This is a genomic window from Acinetobacter seifertii (assembly GCF_000368065.1).
GTDB lineage: Bacteria > Pseudomonadota > Gammaproteobacteria > Pseudomonadales > Moraxellaceae > Acinetobacter > Acinetobacter seifertii.
The window spans coordinates 2338546-2363193 of the sequence record NZ_KB851200.1; the positions used below are offsets into that span (position 1 = coordinate 2338546).

Annotated in this window: 19 protein-coding genes; 11 read left to right on the forward strand and 8 right to left on the reverse strand. The window is 37.2% G+C overall.

Annotated elements, in window-relative coordinates:
* A complete protein-coding gene (gene ndhC, locus F985_RS18495) occupies positions 1-552 on the reverse strand; it encodes an NADH-quinone oxidoreductase subunit A (protein ID WP_004703510.1) in 552 nt (183 codons plus the stop codon).
* Between the two features lie 425 nt (positions 553-977).
* On the opposite strand from ndhC, the gene F985_RS18500 reads away from it, so the two are divergent.
* Complete coding sequence (locus tag F985_RS18500; protein ID WP_004703513.1) at positions 978-2399, forward strand: sensor domain-containing diguanylate cyclase; 1422 nt, start codon at positions 978-980, stop codon at positions 2397-2399.
* Between the two features lie 93 nt (positions 2400-2492).
* The gene (locus F985_RS18505; protein ID WP_004703515.1) at positions 2493-2846 is read left to right on the forward strand and encodes a hypothetical protein; all 354 of its coding nucleotides are present in this window, start codon (positions 2493-2495) and stop codon (positions 2844-2846) included.
* Positions 2847-2867: 21 nt separating this feature from the next.
* Here the strand turns inward: F985_RS18505 and bfmS are convergent, their stop codons facing one another.
* The 3 genes from bfmS to F985_RS0104585 are packed head-to-tail and all read right to left on the reverse strand — an operon-like array spanning position 2868 to position 5469.
* Entirely contained in the window at positions 2868-4517 is a 1650-nt protein-coding gene (gene bfmS / locus F985_RS18510) for a sensor histidine kinase BfmS (protein ID WP_004703516.1), read from the reverse strand.
* Between the two features lie 32 nt (positions 4518-4549).
* Positions 4550-5266, reverse strand: a complete 717-nt coding sequence (gene bfmR, locus F985_RS18515) for a response regulator transcription factor BfmR (RefSeq protein WP_000076440.1) — start codon at positions 5264-5266, stop codon at positions 4550-4552.
* Positions 5263-5469: a hypothetical protein gene (locus tag F985_RS0104585; RefSeq protein WP_019457085.1), complete on the reverse strand. Its 207-nt coding sequence runs from the start codon at positions 5467-5469 to the stop codon at positions 5263-5265. The genes bfmR and F985_RS0104585 overlap by 4 nt, the downstream gene beginning before the upstream one ends.
* A gap of 329 nt (positions 5470-5798) precedes the next feature.
* Here F985_RS0104585 and F985_RS18520 point away from each other — a divergent pair, with 329 nt between their 5' ends.
* The 5 genes from F985_RS18520 (at position 5799) to F985_RS18540 (ending at position 13917) form a co-directional block, all read left to right on the forward strand.
* The gene (locus tag F985_RS18520; RefSeq protein WP_004703519.1) at positions 5799-8633 is read left to right on the forward strand and encodes a ribonucleoside-diphosphate reductase subunit alpha; all 2835 of its coding nucleotides are present in this window, start codon (positions 5799-5801) and stop codon (positions 8631-8633) included.
* A 135-nt stretch (positions 8634-8768) separates the two neighbouring features.
* Positions 8769-10004 carry a tyrosine-type recombinase/integrase gene (locus tag F985_RS18525; RefSeq protein ID WP_004703521.1) on the forward strand — a complete coding sequence of 412 codons (1236 nt, stop codon included), beginning with the start codon at positions 8769-8771 and terminating at the stop codon, positions 10002-10004.
* A gap of 4 nt (positions 10005-10008) precedes the next feature.
* A complete protein-coding gene (locus F985_RS18530) occupies positions 10009-11403 on the forward strand; it encodes a site-specific integrase (protein WP_004703526.1) in 1395 nt (464 codons plus the stop codon).
* 3 nt (positions 11404-11406) lie between these two features.
* Positions 11407-13464 (forward strand): hypothetical protein, encoded by a 2058-nt coding sequence (locus tag F985_RS18535; protein WP_004703527.1) that lies wholly within the window; start codon positions 11407-11409, stop codon positions 13462-13464.
* 36 nt (positions 13465-13500) lie between these two features.
* Entirely contained in the window at positions 13501-13917 is a 417-nt protein-coding gene (locus F985_RS18540) for a hypothetical protein (RefSeq protein ID WP_004703529.1), read from the forward strand.
* Between the two features lie 58 nt (positions 13918-13975).
* Here F985_RS18540 and F985_RS18545 read toward each other — a convergent pair whose 3' ends face one another.
* From F985_RS18545 to F985_RS18555, 3 genes are read right to left on the reverse strand one after another with little or no spacing between them, the layout of a single operon-like run.
* A complete protein-coding gene (locus tag F985_RS18545; protein ID WP_004703531.1) occupies positions 13976-17416 on the reverse strand; it encodes a DEAD/DEAH box helicase family protein in 3441 nt (1146 codons plus the stop codon).
* A 31-nt stretch (positions 17417-17447) separates the two neighbouring features.
* Positions 17448-18644, reverse strand: coding sequence for a restriction endonuclease subunit S (locus F985_RS18550; protein ID WP_004703533.1), 1197 nt, complete (start codon positions 18642-18644; stop codon positions 17448-17450).
* Positions 18641-20122: a type I restriction-modification system subunit M gene (locus F985_RS18555; protein ID WP_004703535.1), complete on the reverse strand. Its 1482-nt coding sequence runs from the start codon at positions 20120-20122 to the stop codon at positions 18641-18643. The genes F985_RS18550 and F985_RS18555 overlap by 4 nt, the downstream gene beginning before the upstream one ends.
* A 161-nt stretch (positions 20123-20283) precedes the next feature.
* Here F985_RS18555 and F985_RS18560 point away from each other — a divergent pair, with 161 nt between their 5' ends.
* Positions 20284-20886, forward strand: coding sequence for an HAD family hydrolase (locus F985_RS18560; RefSeq protein WP_004703536.1), 603 nt, complete (start codon positions 20284-20286; stop codon positions 20884-20886).
* Here F985_RS18560 and F985_RS18565 read toward each other — a convergent pair.
* Positions 20881-21153: a hypothetical protein gene (locus F985_RS18565; protein WP_004703537.1), complete on the reverse strand. Its 273-nt coding sequence runs from the start codon at positions 21151-21153 to the stop codon at positions 20881-20883. The two genes, F985_RS18560 and F985_RS18565, sit on opposite strands and share 6 nt — an antisense overlap.
* 70 nt (positions 21154-21223) lie before the next feature.
* On the opposite strand from F985_RS18565, the gene F985_RS18570 reads away from it, so the two are divergent.
* The 3 genes from F985_RS18570 (at position 21224) to F985_RS18580 (ending at position 24648) form a co-directional block, all read left to right on the forward strand.
* Positions 21224-21463 (forward strand): helix-turn-helix domain-containing protein, encoded by a 240-nt coding sequence (locus F985_RS18570; protein ID WP_004703538.1) that lies wholly within the window; start codon positions 21224-21226, stop codon positions 21461-21463.
* Positions 21464-21925: 462 nt separating this feature from the next.
* Complete coding sequence (locus tag F985_RS18575) at positions 21926-22936, forward strand: SMODS domain-containing nucleotidyltransferase (protein ID WP_004703539.1); 1011 nt, start codon at positions 21926-21928, stop codon at positions 22934-22936.
* On the forward strand, positions 22936-24648 hold the full coding sequence (locus F985_RS18580; RefSeq protein WP_004703543.1) for a ThiF family adenylyltransferase: 1713 nt from the start codon (positions 22936-22938) through the stop codon (positions 24646-24648). Before F985_RS18575 ends, F985_RS18580 begins: the two co-directional genes overlap by 1 nt.

A 24648-nucleotide genomic window follows, 5' to 3' on the forward strand; every position in this document is an offset into this window, starting at 1 on the left:
TTACTCCTTTTCAGATGACAATGCAGGTGTAGTTTTTGACTTAACACGACCTGATGATTGGGCTGGAATCTGGCCTGTAGGGTCAGTTACGAGCTCTTCAATAGAGTTAAAGCGTGTAATTTCAGCAATATTCATTGTTGGTGAACCAACTTTGATCTTTTCACCTGCTGATTTACGGCGATCTGCTGGTGACCAACTTAAGGCACCTACAGAGAAGGCATAAACAAGCGCAATCAATAGATCAACGACAAAGATCACAACAGTGGTATATCCCAACCACCCTACTTCACGCACAGAAGTAGACCATGCATAGAGGTAAAGTGCCTCTAAGTCGAATACAACAAAGAAAATTGCAACTAAATAGAACTTAGCAGACAGGCGAATGCGAGCGCCACCAGCACTCACGACACCTGATTCAAACTGCTCTTGCTTAGCACGTCCCCACGATTTTCCCCCGAGGAGTAAGGGAACTGTGAGCATAAAGACGCAAAGAAATGTAACGCCGATCACGAAGGCGATAATCGCCCAGTCGTATGGAGTAATGGCACTCATGCGGGGATAACTCCTGGCAGGCCTATTATTTAACAAAGAATGTATGTATTGGCCTTTGAATACACCAAACACAAAATTAATCCCGCCAATTGTACCTGATTTCTAATTTCGCATGCTAGTTGAAGCGTCTTAGTCTTTTGGATGATTTTCTAATCAAAAGTATTCATCTATGTCTTGTAAAGGGGGTTTCACCGTTCATAATCGGTTTATTTGATAGTTTTTATGCTTGTGATGATTTTTTTCATTTTTTGATTTTTAATATTATTTGAACAATCGCTCATTTGGTCAAATTAAACAACTTACTTTTTTATAATATTAAGTGGTTTTTTATTGTATTCATCTTCTGCTCTGAATTATGATGAATGTTTAATCATGCATAATATTTATTACTCTTGGATAAGGGTATTTATCATTAAGGGCAGCTGATGCCATACTCACTTCGTGAACTTTCATTTTCTTCCTTCCTGAAATTTTTCATTCTATTTACGATTATTATTTCGATATGCTGCTTTATTGGAATTGCATCTCGGCCCCTTAGTTTTCTGGCTTTTTTCTGGCCGGCCAATTCAGTTTTATTAGGATTACTGGTTCGCTATCCTCAAACACGTAAACTCGGTACTTTTCTTGGCGCATATACTGGATATGTTATTGCCGACCTTATTCAAGGCACACCATTTTTACTGACTATTATCCTAACAACATCTAACTTTATTTATATTGTTACTTCTTTAGTGCTGTATCTATGTTTAAGTCAACACATTAGATCTGCTCATCGTGGTTATTCTTACCTTTTTTTATTCGGGTTATGTGGCATAGGCAGTTTAGTTGGCGCTTTATTTGCCGCGACTTTTGTGCCTATGTTTAATACCAAGTTTATGCTTGGCAGCTTTTGGGCCGAGTTTGGTTACTGGATGACATCAGAACTACAAAATGCCCTACTCTTACTTCCTATACTGCTCAATATCCCTGCTTACTCCCAGATAAAACGTTATTTTAATGGTCATCGGGAGCATATAAGTATTATCGACTTATTGCCTTTTTTAGCTGTATTAATTTCAATTACAGTAAGTTATTACGACTCTGGGCCAGGTTCTTTACTCTACCCAATCGCTGCTTTAGTTTGGTGTGCTATACGCTACAAACCTATTGTAGTCGCCCTAATTACCTCATTTACCAGTGCTTATATTATTTACCATGTCTCTGGGCATTATTTATTACTTTATCCAGAAGATTACCTGAGCAATACCATTTCAATTCGTATTGGCTTAATTATGATGACGCTTGCGCCACTCACTGTTTCTAGTATTAGTGCACTTCATTCTGAGTTAATTCAAAAACTTCAACATGCTATTGCCCATGATGAGCTCACATCTAGTTTAACTCGACGCCAATTTTTACAATCAGTTCGTATACTTCAAGAAAAAGTTCAAAAGGAAAATAAAACATCTGCTTTTTTTATGCTGGATGTCGATCATTTTAAGAAGGTAAATGATAGTTATGGCCACTTAATTGGAGATAGAGCCTTACAAACCTGTGTAACCACTATACAAAATATTTTGCATCCTCATGATTTACTAGGACGTTTTGGTGGCGAAGAGTTCGCAATTTTTATTCCTGATACTAATAAAGAAGCAGCTTTTGAACTCGCTGAAAGAATACGTACCAAGATTAGTCAGCAACCGATTTATGTTTATGGGAAATTACCTATTTTTGTACAGGTCAGTATTGGTATAAGTCTATATTCACCAAATCACCATCGCTCTATTGAAAGCCTGTTTAAAGAAGCCGATGACGCACTCTATCAAGCTAAACGCCAAGGACGTAATCGGGTTTTTATTTCTTTGTAATATTTTAAAGTCATCATCTAGTGTAATGAATTTTATACAATAACTTCTGTTTTTGCCATGTATGCTAATAACAGATAATAAGGAGAAAAATGTATGAATCTAGAATATACGCATAAACCAGACTATTACTTGTTCGCGCAATTACTCGTGCGACATATAGAAAGCTATATTCAAAAACATCCAGATGCAGATAATGCCATTTTTGACTTGAGAGATGTCTATGAAATTTTTAGACAAGATTTCGCGTCAACCACGACAAACCTAGAAGGCATTTTACATATTGCAGATTCATATAAAGTTGAAACTTTGAATGGAGACCAACCTCTTATTCAAAAATATCAAATTGATGCTAAAAATAATTCGCTGTTAATTGACTTTAATACCGATGCTCTCAACAGTCTAAGAAGCGGCAAACCGATTTTGGAGCCTGACGCGACTCAACTATAAATCAACCAATAAAAAAGCACCTTATGCAGGTGCTTTTTTATTGGCTTTTAATGGGGGTTGTTTAAATCGATGTGCAGGCCAAGTCATAATAAAACGTGCCCCACCCAAACTTGGGCTTTCATCAACTTTAATTTCGCCACCAAACCAGTAAGCAATACGACTTACAATTGAAAGTCCCAGACCATAACCACCAGAGGCACGCGTACGGCTGTCATCTAAACGCGCAAAGGCTTCAAATACTCGCTTACGGTCTTGTTCAGGGATACCCGGCCCATCATCTTCAACACAGACAAAAGCCATGCCATCACTGTGAATACCACCAGTAATACGCACTTTATTATCACAATAACGAACCGCATTTCCGACCAAATTTTGTACAACACGATGAAGGTAACGACGCTCTGCATCCACCTTGACATATAAAGGTGGTGGAACGAGCTCAATCTCTTTCTGCGTTTTTAAAGCTTCAGTTTCAACAGCAACCTGATCCAACACTTCAAACAGCACAATTTCTGCAAAATCTAACGAAGGTGTGCCCTGCTCTAGTTTTGCATAAGTCATAATTTCATCAATCAAGGTATTGAGTGCTTCAATATCTTTATCAATCATGTCGACCTGATGCATACGATGATTGTAGTCATCTTCTTCGGCCAACATTTCCGTACCAAAGCGTATACGTGCTACTGGCGTTCTCAGTTCATGAGACACGGCACGCATTAACTCACGTTGAGCTTCAATTAAACGCTGAATATGATCAGACATATTGTTATAGCTTGAAGCCAAGTTTGCCATTTCATCACTTCCTTCAATAGGAACACGCAATGACAAATCACCCGATTTCATACGGTTTAATGCATAACGCACTTGTCGAATTTTGCGCTCTAACGGCAAAATCAAACCATAGACACCTAAACTTAATAAGAACAAGCTAAATAAGGTAATACCCGCAGAAAGCTGTAAAGGCATCCAGTTAAACATTGGAACAGGGCCTAACACCAAAACTTGCGTAGGGTGGTTCGGAATTGGAGAGACAATCGAAATAGTGGTACCACGTACTGTTGCACTATCTTTGTACAACATGACACTTTGATCTTGGCGTAAACGTCCAATCTGTTCAGAATCCAGATTTATATCTTGAATGTTTTGAATATTGATTGGATATGAGAAATGTTTTTGAATCTTGGCAAGATACTCTTGTTCCTGACCCGGATAAAACATGAGATAGTCAAGTACAAAAATAGGAAGAGCCTTCATTTGGCGTTCACTAATTTTGTCGACTTTTATAGATAGATAATGCTGCGGGTCGTCACGCAAGCCAATAATCACATAAGCAATACTATTACTTGCATCGTAACGAACTACAGATTTTTGTGCTTCGATCCGCTTTTTCTCGGTTCGAGACAGTTCAACCTTACTTGCATCGGTATAGTAAATTGGAAGTTCGAGCAAATCAGATGCATCAGAAATCCAATCTATCTTTTGCTGCTTCCCAGGTTGTCGAGCGACCCCTTCACTAATGATATAAGAAATACCATCAGTTAAAGATTCTCGGTATTCTTGCGCGCGTTGGTAGTTGATAATTTGTACCAGTAAATACCCAAAAACAGCCACCAAAACAACAAGAATTACCAGCCCCGCATATATTCGCAGGAATATACTGTGTTTAAACACTCGACCAACCTTATAGGAAGTTTAATCAGATTTTACAATCCATTGGTTTCTTTAACAAACAAGTAACCTTTACTACGTACAGTTTTAATACGTTTTGGATTTTCAGGATCATCGCCAATTTTTGGACGAATACGCGAAATACGTACATCGATTGAACGGTCTTGACCATCGTATTCGATACCACGTAAACGTTCGAAGATATCTTCGCGCGATAAGATACGACCAGCGTTTGATGCAAGCAACCATAACAAGTCATATTCAGCACTTGTAAAGTCAACAAGTTCACCGTTTAACGTTACAGAGCGGCCGCCATTGTCGATGACAAGGTCGTCAAACTCAATACGTTGTGCAACTTCATCTTCAACAGTTTTATCCGTGCGACGTAATAGTGCACGAATGCGCGCTAACAATACACGTGGCTGAACTGGTTTAGCGACATAATCGTCAGCACCCATTTCCAGACCAAGTACTTGGTCCATGTCTTCAGTACGTGCAGTCAACATTAAAATAGGTTGATGGTAATGTGGACGAACTTCACGACAAACGGTTAAACCATCGGCACCCGGCAACATGACATCCAAGACCACAAGATCTGGTTGTTCACTAATAATACGACGAATTGCACGGTTACCATCAGTTTCCACACCAACTTCCAAGCCGTTGCGGATTAAGTATTCTTGAGTTAATCGTGCTAAACGCTCGTCATCTTCAACGATCAGAATCTTTGGTAACTTTTCTTCTTGGCTCATATCATTGCCCCTATAAATCTCATTACATGCATCTTAAAAATCTTGCAGATACATTCGTTTATCATTTGCAATATACACACGTTTACATTGTAAACAAGTAGGCGTTCACCAAACTGATACATGACAACCATGTTTTGTTGCATTTTATTAATCTTTGAATTTCCAAGTATTTTTAATATCTGTTTATTGTTATTAAAAGTCATAATCTATTCATATTTCCTATGTATGAATATTAAACAAATTATTTCTTGGCGGAATTTAAATTCATTCAAGTGCTTGTTTTTTGAGTTATCCACAAAGTTATCTATAAGCGTTTTTTAATAGCTTTGCTATGCTATCTCCCGACAAATCATACAGATAAAAAATTACTAAAAAGTCAAGATTGATCTAGCTTAAAAAATCCCGTATCTTGTGTTGAAAATAAACTTTAACTACTAAGTCTTGTGTTTATCCCTCAAATATCGTGGCATGTTTTTTGCTCGGTTCAAACGGTCTATGAACATAACAAAAGTGACAATGGAGCTATGCTGGCATGAGCGTAATTACTTCGACTCCCGGTCAAATTCAGGTGATTAAACGCACTGGAGATGTTGCTGCATTTGATGCAGATAAAATTTCTGTTGCGATTGGTAAAGCTTTTCTTGCTGTGGAAGGTCAACAGAGTTCGGATTCTAGCCGTATTCACGACCGTATTACCCAGTTGACGGAAATGGTTTTAAATACATTTACTCGCCGTTTACCATCGGGCGGTACGATCCACATTGAAGAAATTCAAGATCAAGTAGAACTTGCTTTAATGCGTACTGGGGAACAAAAAGTTGCCCGCGCTTATGTGATTTACCGTGAACAGCGCGCTAACGCTCGTCAGCAAACAAACTCAAACCACCACCCTACTTTACAAGTTACTGACGCGAACGGTCAGCTTCAGCCACTTGATTTAAGTGCATTACAAGCTACAGTTTCTAAAGCAGCTGAAGGTTTGGAAGGTATTGACGTTCAAGCGATCGTGGATGAAACCGTTAAAAACTTATATAACGGCGTAAAAGAAAGCGATATTGCTACGACCATGATGATGGCAACACGTACCCGTATTGAACAAGAACCAAACTACACTTACGTAACTGCACGTTTGCTCTGTAATGAATTAGTGGGTACAGGTTTAGCTTTCTTAGGTCTACCAACTGATACTGCTGAAAACAATGCACTCGAAGCATTCTTGAAAAAAGGTGTAGAGCTTGATTTGCTTTCACCTGACTTGCTTGACTTCGACTTAGAAAAATTAGCAGCAGCAATTCAACCAGAACGCTCTAATCAGTTTACCTACTTAGGTTTACAAACTCTATTTGACCGTTACTTCATTCACTCAAACGGCGTTCGCTTCGAATTACCACAATTATTCTTCATGCGTGTGTCAATGGGTCTTGCACTCAATGAGCAAGATAAAGAAGAGCGTGCAATCGAGTTCTATAACTTATTGTCTAGCTTCGACTATATGGCTTCTACGCCTACCCTGTTTAACTCAGGTACATTACGTCCACAGCTTTCAAGTTGTTACTTAACAACAATTGGCGATGACCTTTATGACATTTATGGTGCAATGCGTGATAACGCGATGCTTTCTAAATGGGCTGGCGGTTTAGGTAATGACTGGACACCTGTACGTGCCTTGAACTCTTATATTAAAGGTACAAATGGTAAGTCTCAGGGTGTTGTTCCATTCTTGAAAGTTGCGAACGATACTGCTGTTGCCGTAAACCAAGGTGGTAAGCGTAAAGGTGCTGTATGTGCATACCTAGAAACTTGGCACTTAGACATCGAAGAGTTCTTAGAGCTTCGTAAAAACACTGGTGATGACCGTCGCCGTACACACGACATGAACACTGCGAACTGGGTTCCAGACTTGTTTATGCAACGTGTATTTGAAGATGGTGAATGGACACTCTTTACCCCTTCTGAAACTCCAGACTTGCACGACTTAACTGGTGCTGAATTTGCTGAGCGTTATGCTTACTATGAGTCTGTAGCGAAAGAAACTAACATGCTACACAAGAAAGTACGTGCTAAAGACTTATGGCGCAAAATGCTTTCTATGTTGTTTGAAACTGGTCACCCTTGGATCACGTTCAAAGATGTATGTAACTTACGTTCACCTCAACAACACGTTGGTGTAGTTCACTCATCTAACTTATGTACTGAAATTACCTTGAATACAAATCAAGACGAAATTGCGGTATGTAACTTGGGTTCGATTAACCTTGTACAACACGTTCAAGGTGGTGTGTTAGACCGTGAGAAGTTAGCTCGCACAATTAAAACAGCAGTACGTATGCTCGATAACGTTATCGACATTAACTACTATGCTGTACCACAAGCGAAAAACTCTAACTTGAAACACCGTCCTGTAGGTATGGGTATCATGGGCTTCCAAGATGCGCTATACGAGATGGGTATTGCTTACGGTTCAGACGCTGCTGTTGATTTTGCAGATGAATCAATGGAAGTGATTAGCTACTACGCGATTGAAACTTCAAGCAACTTGGCTGTTGAACGTGGTTCTTACTCAACATTCAAAGGTTCATTGTGGGATCAAGGTATCCTTCCAATCGACTCTTTAGAAATTGTTTCGAAATCTCGTCCAGAGCGCATGTTCGAAGTTGACCGTACTCAACGTTTAGACTGGGACACGTTACGTGCCAAAGTTCAAAAAGACGGTATGCGTAACTCAAACGTGATGGCGATTGCTCCAACAGCGACCATCTCGAACATTTGTGGTGTTTCTCAGTCTATTGAGCCAACATTCCAAAACTTATATGTGAAATCTAACTTGTCTGGTGAGTTCACTGTTATTAACCCTTACCTTGTTCGTGCATTGAAAGACCGTAGTCTTTGGGACACAGTAATGGTTAACGACCTTAAACACTTTGAAGGTTCAGTACAAAAAATTGCACGTATTCCTGAAGAATTAAAAGCAATCTTTGCTACTGCGTTTGAAGTAGATACACGTTGGATCGTTGATGCTGCATCACGTCGTCAAAAATGGATTGATCAAGCTCAGTCACTTAACCTTTACATCTCTGGTGCAAACGGTAAGAAACTTGACATTACATACAAGATGGCATGGTTACGTGGTCTTAAGACGACTTATTACCTCCGAGCTTTAGGTGCGACTTCTGCTGAAAAATCTACAATTAACACAGGTGCTTTAAACGCAGTTAAACCTGCGACTGTTGAAGCAGCTCCAGTTGCTGCCCCTGTTGTAGAAGCGAAGAAACCAGAAGCAGTGGTTGAAGAAGAAGGCTTCACCCAAGCAGCTCCTGTACCAATGGCTTGCTCAATCGACAACCCTGATTGCGAAGCTTGCCAATAGGGTTGATATACTTTAAATAGTATACAATATTCCTATATACCCCTTGTAAATCTTATATTTAAGCTCTTTACAAGGGGTATATTTTTGTATTTAATAAAATACAAGGTAGATGATAATTAGAAAACGTATATATTAATGATAAAACGTAGCATAAAGAATTTTATTGCAAGTGATGGTCAACCTATGGTTGTTCTCATAGATGAAAATAGAATCCCTCTATTTCATCCTAATATTTATGCCATGACAAAGTTTCGAACTTTAGGTCGTCAAGTTAGTACTACAGAAAAAAACCTCTACTGTATTGGTATGGCCCACCTGTGGGCAACTATTCATAATATTGACTTGGAATATGCAATTTTAAATGCTAAGTTTTTAACTATTGAACAACTTCAAGATTTAGCTTTTTTTCTAAGATTAAAAAGAAAGAAACAAAATGAACTACTGATACAAAAAATAGAATCTCAACCGTTAAACCCAAAACAAATTGCCAAAAAAATTGAAAATATAATTTATATGCCCACAGAGTCCTCCATCCAAAAAACCACGACGACTGCGACAGAGGGTGCTTTTCGAATTAAAGCTGTTTATCAATATTTTAAGTTTTTATTGCAAAGATCTAAGCACCGCTTTAATAAAGATACAATTGATAGTTTTGAACAAAACCTTATCTACTTCAACTCACTTGCACCCAAAGATAAGAACAATGGTGATCAAGATGTACTAGAGGGCCTTAACAAATCAGAGCAAAATATTATTACCGAAATCATTCAACCTACCCATCCAAACAATCCATTTAGAAGTACCTTTCTTAAACATCGCAATCAACTAATTTATGAGATTTTTTTAAGTACTGGAATGAGACGCAGTGAGCTTAGATTCTTAAAAATTGAAGATATTGATTTTAGAACACGCCAAATCCATATTCGTGTATCCAAAACTAAAGAACGAACTGTTCCATGCTCATCCAATACCTGCGAATTGTTTCATCAATTCATTACTCGGCATATCACTAAAATACCTTTCAAAAATAGAAAACATGGATATCTATTTACAACGGAAACAGGCCAACACCTGTCTAATGATGCGATCAATTTAATTTTTAAAACCCTACAAAAACAAGCTGATATTTCAACATATATTACACCTCATACAATGAGGAGAACATGGAATGATAACTTCAGTCTGCTCATTGATAGCCTTCCAGCAGATCAAAGGCCAAACCAAGAGCAAGAGAAACAAATTAGAAATAGGTTAATGGGCTGGAGTTCAATTTCTGAAATGAGTAGCAGATATAGCAGACGATCAATCAGAGAAAAGGCTGATGAATTAGGTGAATTACTAGCAAATTCAATTGCTCAAAACAAAGGATAAAATAGTGCAATATAGTTTAGATCTTTATAACCCTTCTTTCCCAGCACGACAGATTATTTCTTTGGATGGACAGTTATTAAACATTCCTCTTTTCAAAAAGTACAAGATAATTAATCATGATAATCAACAATTCACACTGAACTTACATATTTTTGACAAGGACAATCCACTACACACCGCCTTATCAAATCTAATTATTGATATGTTACAAACCAAATCAATAACTTATGTTGCAACCACAACAAGGGCCTTTCAAAAATGGTTTAATTCAAATATATCTCAGCAATACTACCTAGATATTGATTGCTTAGAAACACTAAGTAACGTTAACCCTAGCTATCAACCTTTCATAATCCCAGTTTTAAGAAAGTTAAGTGTACTGCACAAAGATTTAATATCAGAAGATCTGATAGATTTTTTAAAAAATACGGTTAAATGGGAGGAAAGAAATCCTGCCTATTTCAAATTGATTGTAAATGATCCTGAAAAAGGCGTATTTACGACACAAGAACTTGAAAACCTGCATAACAATTTAAACTTAGCTTTTAGCCAAAAAAAATTAAATCAGTTTGATTACACGCTGGCATGGTTTTTTATTGCAACAGGTGCAAGACCTGTCCAACTTTCAAGGTTAAAATTCAACGATATAAATATCATTCAAAATGATGTCATGATCAAAATGCCATTAGCGAAAGGCGAAGGTATAATTGATCAAGGCTTTTTTTTAAGAAAAGCCCCAACAATATTAGCGGATTGTCTTATTAGATACATTTCCAAATTTACTCAGAAAAATATAGACACCCCCCTTTTTGATTTAAATCCCACTGAAATTAGTAAGAGAATAAAAGTAATTTTTGAAAATTTAGATACCTACTCTTCGAGATTAGAGGGAAAAATTCCTGTCAATGCATATCGCTTTAGATATACCCTTGCAACCAGAGCCTTGGCAAATGGTGCTTCAGACCATGAAGTTGCTCGATTACTTACACATCGTTCTCTAAGTTGTATTCGATATTATCGTGCATCATTACCTGAGCTGCAGAAACCAATACAAGATGCTTTGGCAGAGGAAATGAGTTTTTTTGCTCATGCATTCAGAGGAAAAATTATCACCTCTCTTAATGATGCAACATTCAAAAACTCTGCTATTGCCGATTTCTTTCGATTAGCAGGAAAAAATATTGGCTCTTGTGGTACTCAAGCCAAATGCTATCAAAATGCCCCTATTTCATGTTTGACTTGTCCTTATTTTGAACCTCTAATTGATGCTCCATGGAGTAGCCTTCTAGATCATTTACTAGATGACCAAGCTAAAGAACAAGAAGAAAGAATAAAAGAAATTAGCACTCAGGCTATTGAAGCAGTAAAAGAAATTATGTCACTCATTAAGGAGATTTAACAAATGCATCAAGTTATAAACTTTAATGAGACTGCAAAACTACAAGCAAAGGAAAATTTAAATGCATATATTTTAAAGTATCAAAATAATTTTATATTCCCTGACAATCAGTGGAATGATTCTATTTGGGACATTACAAACTTTTTAAAAACAAAGATTAAAAATCACAAATCAAAAAAAGTATATTTCAGATCTTATATAGATAACTCTGAAAACAAAACGTCCATTGATATTCCCATTTCTAAACCACTTATAGATTTTGTAAAAGCAGCATTTTGCGAAATTATGCTGGTTAAAAAATTACTAGAATATAAACGTATAATCTACGCATTCCAAGCCTTGGAACATGCATTACATCAGCAAGGCCATGAAATTTGCGTAACCGAAATAAATATTGAAACTCTAAATTTAGCTGAAGCCTATCTTCTGTCAAGATTTAAAGACCCTTGGAATGTTGCTAAAAACTTAGAGAACATTATTAATAACTTTATTATTTCTAAAAAGCTAAATACAGGTATTTATCATTGGTCAACAAGCATCCAGTACACAGCACCTACAAGAAGTGACCGCACACAAAAAGAACATATCAACCAAAATAAATCTAAACTTCCACATTTACAAGAAATTATAGCACTCGCAGACATTCACCATTCGAGTGACCATATCCCAGACAAAATCGTGACGTCCTTTGTAGCACTAGCCATGTTTGCACCTAATAGAGCAACTGAAATCCTCACATTATCTACAGATTGCAGGACATTCGCCTCTATAGGAAAGCAAGAAATTATGGGATTAAAATGGACTCCATTAAAAGGAGGTGATCCTATTACTAAATTTAGCATTAGTCCTGAATGGGATGAAATAGCATCAAATTCGATTAACTATTTAACAGAACTTGGGGCTTCTGCACGTATAGCAGCAAAATGGTACAGTGAAAACCCTCGAAGCCTATATCTACCAGAGCATTTAACTCACCTCAGAAATCAACCTATTACCCTTTGGGAAGTTGCACAAATTTTAGGAAAAGAAAACCCTATAAAAGGATGTCATGCTTTTAGATATGGTTTTTCAAAAAGTATAGGAAATACCACTGATAAAGGAAGAATTTTTAATCCGGAAAGCTCCTGGGTTAACCTATATTACTTTGAAGAGCTTGAAAAATTTATCGTTTCAAAACTCCCTCAAACATTTCCAATATTAAATGGTGCAACACAACAGTCTTGGCATGAATCATTATTTGTATTACCCAAGAATGTACTAAGCCCTACTGCCGACACTCTTTTCAATGTTCCTGAGCCTATTGATATTAACCAAATTAATAAACAATTAGGAAGCAATCCAGGTGGTAAAACAATTTTCACAAGGAATGAAAAGTTTCTACAAACCTCTGATGGTAAAAAAGATATGTATATCACTACTCATCAATTTAGGCACTTACTCAATACTTTGGCACAATTAAAAGCTCTACCACAGGAACTAATTGCATTTTGGTCGGGTAGAAAAAGCATTAAACAAAATGATGTTTACAACCATATCTCTCAAGATGCTTATATTGAGGCTTACACTAACATAGAAGATAAAGTCGCCCAAATCCCCCAAACTGGCTATTTAGACAAAAAAATAAAAAAAATTATACACCTCAACCCAATTAATTACGACGAGGCTTTAAAAATTGAACTAGGATCAATTCATATCACTCAGTATGGCATCTGTAGACATGATTACTCGCTAACACCTTGCCCTAAAGATAAGGATTGTGGAAATTGTAGTGAGTTTTCAGTAATGAAAGGTAATGAAGCACATTTAACAAAGGCCAATCAACAAGTCCTATTGCTTTCAAAAGCGCTTTTAGATGCCAAACAAGCAGAAAAAGATGGTCATCCAGGTGCACGAAAATGGATTGAGCTAAACGAACCCAAACATGAGCGCTGGAAGAAGATTAAAGCTTTTTTAGAGGATGAATCCATTCCTAGCCATACGATGTTTACTTTATCTGACCCAACAGAACAACATCAAACTAAAGTCGGTTTTGCATATTCAATACGAGAATTAAAAAATTAACTGTTTTCTCCCATTTAATTTGAATTAGGATAATGTATGGCAACTGCACCAAGACTCACAAACGATAGAATAGAAATTGCTCTCAAACTTCTAGATGGGTGGACTGGAAAATTAACTTGGTCTCGCTATTTAGCATTGCTCGAATTAGATATAGGACACAAATATACAAAAGCTGCTTTATTAAGACATCCAAAATTCAAAGATGCTTGGGATAAAAGACGGTGGAATGAAAATCCTGATAGAAATATAGCAAAAGGTTTTGGCAATCATGGATTACAAACAGCTTTAGAAAAAATTGAAAAGCTAGAAGCTACAATTGAACGCCTTGAAAATGAAAATAATCTGCTGACTGAAAAGTTTGTAGTATGGGCAACAAATGCTACGAATAGAGGTCTATCTTTAGAAGATTTAGATAGAGCAATCCCCTCCCATACAAGGAAAAATTTTAGATAATTTCACAACCTTTTTGAGAGGATAAGAAGGTAATCAAGCATTCCTTACCTTTAAAAATTTAAGCCACCGCTTCATTAAACGCTTCAACAACCCCAAATATGTTGTCAGCATCCGCATCACCAAAAACACCATCAATGCCTTCATAGTGGATTTGATTAAATGGTGGTTCATACAATTGTGCAGCATCCAGCACACCATTTTGTGTCAAATGCTCAATTAACATTTCAACAAAACGAATCTGTTTCTCGTTATAGCTTGAACCTTGCAAATATTTTGAAAAGGCTTCCTGAACCGCTTGACGCTCTAATCCCACCAGAGAACGAATGAAGAGAGGTAAGGATTTCTCTGTTCCAAAGCATTCTTCAAATTTATCTCGGCTTTCAACTTCTTGCGCTTCAAAAACAAAGCGTTCTAACTCACTTAGATCGGTCGGTGTCAGTGCTAAACCACGCTTTAACTTTGCGATGGTAATATGGTTTTCATTGGCTTTAATAAAACTTTCGACACGTTTACGATACTGGGCTAGATTTACGCCACTTGATACCACTGGAATATCAACTGCTTGCATATCTCCAATTTTATCATCAAGCATGGAGTAGACAATAGTTGAGGTCGATTTTTCAATCAGTTTTACCAAGCCGCGAATACGTTTACGCATCGCCTCAAGCATTGGCAAGGTAATGCCTTTCCAATATTCAACGGTTTGAATGTCTTGAATGAGCGCAATCTGTTCTGCAACAACAGGAATATTTTCTTTGCTTTCCAGTTTAGAAGCAATTTCAATCACTCGATTGGCATAACTCTGAATCGCTGTATTGTTCTTTTCCAATACTGCCAACTCAAGGTTGTAGCAAATCATATCAAACAATTTAGCTTCTAAAGTTTCAGGCTCAAGTTGGTTTGGTAATTTAGAAATGTGTTCTCGTAATGTACCGATGGCAAGATCATCTAAGTTGTTCCAAGCATCATCATTTTTGAAATGTTCAACATGCTCAAGTTCAGATTTCACAATGAAATTCTCATTGTTCATGGACTTCACTTCAGTCTGTAAACTTTGACGCATATCTTGCTGTACAGCTTTCAGCTCTTCGGTGTCATCGTCCTTTGCATTCAGTAAACTCAGGATATTTAAACGTGCTTTAAACAAACGTTGTCCGAGTGGCTCTGTGGTCGATACAGGCGCACCATCTGGATTTTCATTGAAGTATTCAAAGTTGGAGCAATAATCGAAGATATAAAATTCTTTTTTATCATCTTCAGGGCTAAACAATTCTTTGCAGAGGCGTGTACCACGCCCGATCATCTGCATAAATTTGACTTTAGAGCGAACCGCTTTAAAGAATACTAAGTTGACCACTTCAGGTACATCAATCCCTGTATCGAGCATATCCACTGAAATCGCAATCTGTGGCTCAGCTAAATCTTTCTTGCTAAAGTCATCAATTAAGCTTTGTGGATACTTAGTGGCATGGGTAATGACACGGGCAAATTTCCCATCATATTGCGGATAGTTTTCATTGAAGCGATCAGCAATAAACTGGGCATGTTTTTGATTGACGGCAAAGATAATGGTTTTACCCAAACGATCTCCACCTTCGGTCTTAATACCATTTTCCATCAAGTGCTTGAGCATTAAATCAATCGTACCTGTATTAAACAGCTCTTTATTAATCTTGGATGCTGAGACTTCTTCAGGTGCATCTTCATCGCCCCAATTTAGGCTATCCCAATGTTGTTTTTCTTCTTCAGAGAGTTCGTCATATTTCACGCCTTCACGCATAAATTTAAGCGGGACAGAATAGGCTTTCGGTGGCACAAGATAGCCATCGGCAATGGCTTGATCTAAATCATAGTAATCAGTCGGAACACCGCTTTCCAAGCCAAACAGTGCGTATGTATCACGATCTACTTCATCTCGTGGCGTTGCGGTTAAACCAACAAGCAAACTATCGAAGTATTTAAAAATCTCGCCAAATTTTTGATAAACGCTGCGGTGTGCTTCATCAATAATAATCAGGTCAAACATACCTGTGCCAAATTGTCGTGTACCGTCCGCATTTTTTTCGTCAATTAAGCCGATCATGGTTTGATAGGTAGAGAAATAGACTCGACCGACTTGGTTCTTGTCTTCAAGTAAATTGACGAATGAGGCATCTTTTAAATTGGCTTTAAAGGCATTGTGTGCCTGATTGACCAATGAAGTGCGGTCTGCAAGGAATAATGCCTTTTGCACTACATTGGCTTTCATTAGCACATCGACCAGTGCAATCGCAGTACGTGTTTTACCTGTGCCTGTTGCCATAATCAGTAAGCCTGCACGTTCTTTACGCTGATAGGCTGCAAGCATGGCTTTGATGGCACGAGTTTGGTAGTAACGCTCGACAATGTCGGCATTGATCGGGAAGCTACTTAAATCAGGGTTGTTCTTACGTCTTTCGATCAGACGTTTGAGTTCTGCCTGCGTATAAAAGCCATGAACTAAGCGTGGTGGGCCACCTTGTACATCATTCCAAATTCGGGTTTTGTAGCCATTGGTATAGAAAATGACAGGGCGTTGTCCTGTTTGTTGCTCTAAACAGTCTGCATAGAGCTTGGCTTGTTGTTGTCCAATATCAGGGTCAGTCGATGTGCGTTTTGCCTCAACCACAGCCAAAGGCAAGCCATTGGCATCATACAGCACATAATCCACTGCACCTTTACCCGATGGGCTAGGCATACCTGTTACAGCAACTTCCTCTCGAACCGATGTACCTATTTCCCAACCTGCTTCTTCAAGCATGAGGTCAATTTTAAGTTTTCGGGTTTCGTCTTCTTTATAGTCGGTATGGTCTTCGATTTTGCTGTTGGCAATTTTGGCTTGTTCAACATCAGCACGTTTTTGTGCAAGTTCAGCATCTATATTTGCAAGTAATTTTTCACGCTCTTCTAAACTTGCGGACAGTTCAAATAGTTTTTGTTCACGTTCCCGTAAAGCTTTATGTTGTTCAGCAAACTGTTTTTCTTTAGCTTCTTTTTCTTTTTGCAGTTGTTCTTTGTTGGCGGTGATTTGCTGAGTATTGTCAGCATTTGGTATTAGTTTTGGGTTAAATAAAATAGACTGAGAGCGGTCTTTTGAGGGTGAGCCATAGTTACGCTCAAACCAGACATACATCAGGAATAAATGGCTGATGTGTTTTACGGTTTCTTCGGTGGTGAGTTGCTTGAACTTTTTCCCATGTACGGCACTGTTGCCGACCATGCGAATGTTGTCCATTTTGTCCCAAATATAGGGCGGAATCAGGTCTTTAAATTTGAGGTCGTTGAGTAAGTTATGCAGTGAAGCATCATAAGGCTGAGTGAGTTTTTTATCGTATTGATACAGCCACAGCACAAGGTTTTCAAGTGATGTACGAGCCGCAGCAAGGGCAAATTGTGGGGAAATATACACGAGCTTTTCGGCTTCTTTAGCCGTAGCTGCCAAGCTTTTAAATTCAGGTTCTAAAAACTGAAAGTTGCTCATGTATATACTCCCTCATATTTTTAATTAAATTTTATAAAGTGCCGTTAAATGCTTGGTTTTGTAATGATTTAAACAATTCATCTAGTTTGTTTAAATCATGAGTAAGAGTTTTTCCAAGTTGTTTAAATTTATCACAAATATCTATAAATTTTTCTTGTTTAGCCAAAGGTGGGAGTAACACTGTGACTTTATTCAAATTTGCTTGATTAATCCCTGAAATAGTAGATTTTGTAATGTAAGGAATGATGAATTTGTTTCTAACATCGTTATTATTTAAATAATGAAAAAGAAATTCAGGCAAAACTTTTACAAGATTAGGACTTAATCTAATTAATGATGATTCAAAAATCATGTCCTGATTAGAACATTCAACAAGACATGCTTTTGCAGCCCCATCATAAGTTAATGAACGTCGAGCAATTAAGAGATCTTTATTCGTGATCTTATACTTTTCAATTTCTTCATTACTAATATTAACTTGTTTTAAATTATCGGGTTTAACAACGCCATAAAAGACATCGCCCATATGTACCATTGGGGTTCCCCCAAAATTTACATATGTTTCTTTTGGGAAATAGGCTCCACTTATTAACTTTTTAGCCAGAAGTGATTCGAGGTTAACCAAATCCCATCCTTTAGGATTACTAACAGGATCGCCAAACATATCAATAAAGGTGGCTTGTAAAAGCTGATCTAACTTTTCAATCGCTTGCTGACGTTTTTGGCGTAGCTCATCCGCTTGATCTAAAATAGAAGCAATTCGGCGTTGTTCTGCAAGTGGTGGGAGTGGGATTTTAGAATTAAGAATAATCTTATCAGAAACAGCAGGATAACTTTGTCCTGTAGCTAATTTAATCATCTCGTTAATAAAATGACCCGTTTTCACCCAATGGAATAAATACTGAGTATCTAAAACTTCAGGTAAAGGGCGTAAAACCGTATATCCTGTAGAAGCAGTCGCTCCACTAAATTCTTCCGTAACAACAGCTACACTATTCAAATTTGGACGTACAGTTGAAACCAACACATCATTTGTTTGAACAAGCTGTCTTGCTCGTGAAGGAGCTTCTGCACTTAAGCATAGTGTTGGTTCTACAATTTTTTTTAAATCTTTATCAACTGCTGCAATATCAATATATGTAATAGTTTCATCTTTTGCTTCTACAACAGGATTCCAAGTTTTAGCTTTTACAACACAATCTTTAATCGCAACTAAGTTAGCTTTCAATTTAAAAGCTCCTTAAGCGTAGCCATTCCTTTTAAAATATCCTGCTCAAGCACTTCTAAATCCGCCAAAATCTTACTTGGTGCTTCATATTCCACTTGTTCATACACCACTTCCTTATAACGGTTAATCGACAAGTCATAACCATTGGCAGCAATATCGGCTTTATCCACCATAAAGCTTTGCTCTGTGGCTTTACGAGTGCTTTCAGCTTCTAGGTTTTTAAAACGAGCAATAATGTCAGGAATGTTGTTATTTTCATGCTTAGATGCATCTAGCTCGTTACGCTTATCATCTAGCGAATAACCATCCGCCTGCATATCATAAAACCAAACTTTGTCCGTACCGCCCGACATGGTTTTAGTGAAAATCATAATTGCAGTCGACACGCCAGCATACGGCTTAAATACCCCAGACGGCATCGAAATAATCGCTTCTAGTTTTTGTTCTTCCACAATCTTTTGACGCAAATCTTTATGCGCTTTCGATGAACCAAATAACACGCCATCAGGCACAATCACCGCAGCACGACCACCAGTTTTTAACAAACGTAAGAACAATGCCAAAAATAGCAATTCAGTCTTTTTAGTCTTTACGACTGCCTGAATATTCTTGGCACAGCTTTCATTGTCCAAACTACCTGCAAAAGGAGGATTGGCAAGAATCAGACTGTATTTTTCAGTAATATGTGAATGCGCTTCACTTAACGAATCACGGTTTTCAATACGTGGATTTTCAACACCATGCAGCATCATGTTCATCGAACCAATACGAAGCATAGTGCTGTCAAAGTCATAACCAAAGAAAGTTTCTTCACTAAAACGTTTTGCTGCTTCAGGATTGGCAAAAATCTCAGTACCGTGATGATCGTTTAAATATTCGCTTGCTGCCACCAAAAAGCCTGCTGTACCACATGCAGGGTCACAAATGGTATCCGTTGGTTTAGGCTGCATCAGCTCCACAATCATTTTAATGATATGACGAGGAGTACGGAATTGACCGTTTTGACCTGCTGATGCAATTTTGCCAAGCATATATTCGTATATATCGCCCTTAGTATCTTTATCATCCATCGGCACATCGGCAACTAAATCCACCACCTTGGTTAAAAGCGCAGGTGTAGGAATGGTAAAACGAGCATCCTTCATGTGATGACTATAGGTGGTTTCGTCTTCTGCACCTAAGTTTTTAATGAAAGGAAAGACTTCATTGGCAACGGTGTTATATAGCGTTGCAGCATCACCCAAAGTAATGAACTTCGACCAACGTAAATGATCTTGCTCTGCGGTGAAAATTGGCTGCTCAACTTCTTTTTTTAAACGGTTGGCTTTCTTTTCTTTGGTAATCTGAATTTCATCAAGGCGGCGAATAAACAGCAAATAAGTCATTTGCTCCATGACTTCTAAAGGATTGGAAATACCACCACTCCAAAATGCATTCCAAATTTGGTCAATTTTGCTTTTAATTTCGCCTGTAATCACGTAGATGACTCTCAAATTTCTTTGAGCATATTCTGTTAGATTTGAAGAAGAAAAGCTATGAAAAATAAAAGTGTTGCGACAGGATTTGGCGCTAATGGATGTGTTTCTATAAAGAAATGATATTAAACTAGAATAGTCAGAAACTTAGATTTTGAAATGGCATGAAGAATGATCCTAAAGTAGTAATATTTGATGCTTTCGGTACGATTGTAAAAATTGGTACAAGCCGATCTCCATATCGTAAATTAATGAAATGGCTAAAAGATAATGGGAGAAAACCAAGCCCTAACGATGCAACTATCATCATGTCAAAAGCTCTTGATATTCCACAATTAGCTATCCATTTTGGACAAGTGATTCCTAAACAGCTTTTAAATGAAATCAATGATGATCTTCAATTTGAGTTAAATATGATTGAACTCTATGAAGATACGATACCTACGCTACAAACTTTAAAAAAACATGGTTTTAAAATTGCGCTTTGTTCCAATTTAGCAATGCCTTATGGTGAACAACTTAAAACACTTCTGCCTAGTTTATTTGATGTTGTTGTTTTTAGTTATGAGGTTGGATCAATAAAGCCTGAGCAGCAAATTTATGAATTCATTAAAGTACATTTCGACTATGAAATGTCAGAAATGTTATTTATTGGAGATCATCCACTTTTAGATGTGGAAAAACCGATTTCATTAGGAATGAATGCACGATTGATTCAACGTCTTAAAGGGCAACATCTGTCGGATGTAATAGGTGATTTATTATGAGTGTCCTTTAAGTTCATACACCACACAATACATAAGACAAGTATATCTATATGGATACCCCCCACTATCAATAATCACATGACCTTCAGCCGCTAGGGCTCTAAATGCTCGATAGATTTTGTTATTAAGTGATTTTTCCCTAAATTGAGGATAAGCATATAAAAAACTCTCTTTAATCTCTTTAAATGTCAAAGATTTAAAAGGTGAAGATGATAAGAAAGCACCCCAATAACCCTTAATAGACTGATATTCAAAAATATTTTCCAAAGCCTACCACCAAGAATAAAAAAATATCCCATTTGGGGATATTTGTATTAATAGTACAACATCTTGAGCCATGAGCTCAATACACGATCCTCGCTACAAAAGGCTAATACAAGAACTTATTTATATACGTGAGTTAAAAAAAATAACTCAGGTAGAGCTCGCTGCATCTTTGAAAAAGCCTCAATCTTATGTTGCCAAAGTTGAAAACCTAGACCGTAGACTAGATATTTTGGAATTGGGCGATTGGCTAAGCGTATTAGATATTTCTATTATTACCTTCATAGAAGAAGCTCTTAGCATTGACACTTAAACCACAGAAACAACCTCCACATTGTTCATGTTTTAGTAAAAGGTTAGTTCTATTTTGGGTACATATCCCCTAAAAAAAGATAGGTAAGTACCCAAAATGGTATCTACCTATGGTTCTTAATCATCTATAAATTCACTAAAACATGTCTCAGGCATTGAACCTCTAACTCGTATAGCTCCACCAATATTAATTAAAATTTAATAACCAAAAAATCATGACATAGACTTTTTACAATATGAATTAAATATTCTAAGGTAATTTCTCGGCTCTCTAAATATTACTGAGATTAGCTACTCTTAATAATAAGAGCATTACCACCATCATTATTACAAACACATAAATTCTTTCCACTCAAAAAAAACACCAAAAAAACACTATATATTGTGTTTAATCTTAAAACATAGCACAATATATGTGAATTTCTCTTTCTAGCTATAATTTTAAGTAGAGGCTGTAATAATCATGACGACTCAGCAACAATTCTTAGATCTTCTTTCTGACATTGAGCCTTCTACAACCACAGTTACTAATTGCTCTAGTGCTCATAACACTCTTCGAGATGCTTTAAAAGAACACAATGAATTTAGCCAAGTTCATGTTACAACATACCTATCTGGCTCTTACAAAAGAAATACGGCTGTACGTCCCACTACAATAGGTGGTGAAACCCAGAGACCGGATATCGACATTATTGCTGTAACTAACCATACAAAAGATGATGAACCTAAAGTGGTATTAGACGCAGTTCATCAAGCTTTGAAAGATATAGGTTATTCGAACCTGACCATGAACCGTCGTTCGGTCAATGTTCAACTTCAAAAAGCAGATATGGACGTTGTACCTATTATTGTTGATGGGGATAGTTTACTGATTCCAGATGTTCATCTTGAAGAGTGGCTAGTTACCAACCCTCCTGCACACACTCAATGGACAATTGATGTAAATAAAAAAACTAATGGAAAATTTAAACCTCTCGTTAAACTTTTCAAATGGTGGCGTCGTGAGCATCTGTCAGAATTAAGACGCCCTAAAGGGTTTATATTAGAGTGCTTGGTTGCTGAATATATGGACTATAGTGAGTCCAATTACGAAAAGTTATTTGTCCATCTTTTAGAAACTATCAGTACGACATATAACGGCTATGCATCATTAAATTTAGTTCCACATTTGGAAGACCCTGGTGTACCTGAAAGTAATGTATTTTCTACAGTTACAACAGATGAGTTCAAGACCTTCCATGAAAAAATAAAAGAACAAGCAAGTATTGCACGAAATGCATTAAATGAAACGGATAATGATAAAGCATTAACATTATGGCGTCAGGTTCTAGGTAGTCGCTTTCCTCGTTCTGCATCACAAAGAAGCACCAACTCCGCTGGTATAGCCGACTCTTTAATTCGCCCCGCTCTTGGCTTGGGACTGACATTTCCCTCTACTCCTATTTATCCAAATAAACCAGGAGGTTTTGCATAATGACTGTTCTTCCTAATTTCTCAGCGCGAATGCTTGAAGAACAACATTTACTAAAAGATTTAGAACATTTAGATGAAAAATTTTCCATTCAGGAGTGGATATCAACAGATACTAACGAAGTACATTTAAAGTTCGAACTTAAAATAGGCACTAAAGTTTTCCTAGGCATCCTCGTCTATCCAGAACTATTTCCTGATGTACCAGCACATATACAGCCACAACAACATGGTGAAAGATGGAGTTCTCATCAGTACGGAGGTTCAGGAGTATTATGTCTAGAATATGGGCCCGATAATTGGCACCATAATATTAAAGGAGTAAGACTAATACAAAGCGCTCAACTTCTCTTATTAAATGAAGTTCTGAGTGATCTAGCTCCTGATGTTGAGCCTGTACAATCCCGTCATTCAGAGACTGTTGGGCAAAAAATTAGAAAACACTCCAATAGACTGTTATGTACACCGATCTTGAAACAGACCTTGAATGAAGTGGAGGCTGAAAGAACCGAAATTAAAGCTGCTATCTCATTAATTAAAGAAACTGCTGTATTCGTAGTAACTCAAATTCAGAACGAACCCCTATCTGACATACCTGCTTCATTTGCGAATGAACTAAATGAAATATCTGGTTGGGCAATACGTACAGATAGCTGCCACCTCATTAAAGGTTCTGTGACTGATATTTCTTCACTTGAAATATTTTTAAATGCCTCATGCTGCAATGAAGAAACACTTGGAGACTCATCAAAGGTTATTTTAATCTATGATTTACTGGGTAATATGGACTTTTTTTATGTTAACAAAGCCTCCTCATTATTTATAAAATTCGAAGAGATTGACCTCTTTAATGATAAAAACCAAAGATTACCAATGGAATTCAGTGATATACATAACACAAAAATTGCAATCATAGGTCTTGGTTCTTTAGGAAGTAAAATTGCAATTTCACTAGCAAGATCAGGTTGTTCAGATTTTTGCTTAGTGGATGATGATATCTTTGCTCCTCATAATATTGTACGTAATGAACTTAATTGGTTAGACGTGGGATTCTCCAAAACCTATGCAGTTGAGCGTGCCTTAAAACGTATTTCAACTGAAATGCGTATTAAATCTTATGATATGCGAATTGGAGGGCAAGAAAATCCTTTGTTAAATGTACAAATAGTTAATGAAATTAGCTCATGCAATTTGATTATTGATGCAACAGCAAATGCTCATACATTTGTAACTTTAGCTGCAATAGCAAAAAGAAAACATATTTCAATAGTATGGGGCGAAATATTTGGTGGAGGTGGTGGAGCAATGATGGCTCGAAGTCGACCAATCCTTGATGCTCCACCATTAGAAATCCGCAATCATATTCATGGTGTATTAAGTAAGCAAGAACCGATTCCAGAGGGAAAAGCCAGTAACTACGGTTTTGAAACACCAGATCAGGTTTATATTGCATCAGATGCGGATGTAACCGCTCTTTCAGCAGCAATGACTCAGTTCATATTAGATATTTTATGTCCTCAAGATAGTGAACCTTCTGCTTACCCTGCTTCAGCATACTTAATAGGATTTCGTAAATACTGGATCTTTAATTGTCCTTTTGATACCTATCCTATCGACTGTTCAGGTGCATTAGTATCAGAAACACTTATAGGTAATCAGCAACCAGAAAGGCAAAATATTGATTCAGTCATAGAGCCTCAACATATAGAAGATTAA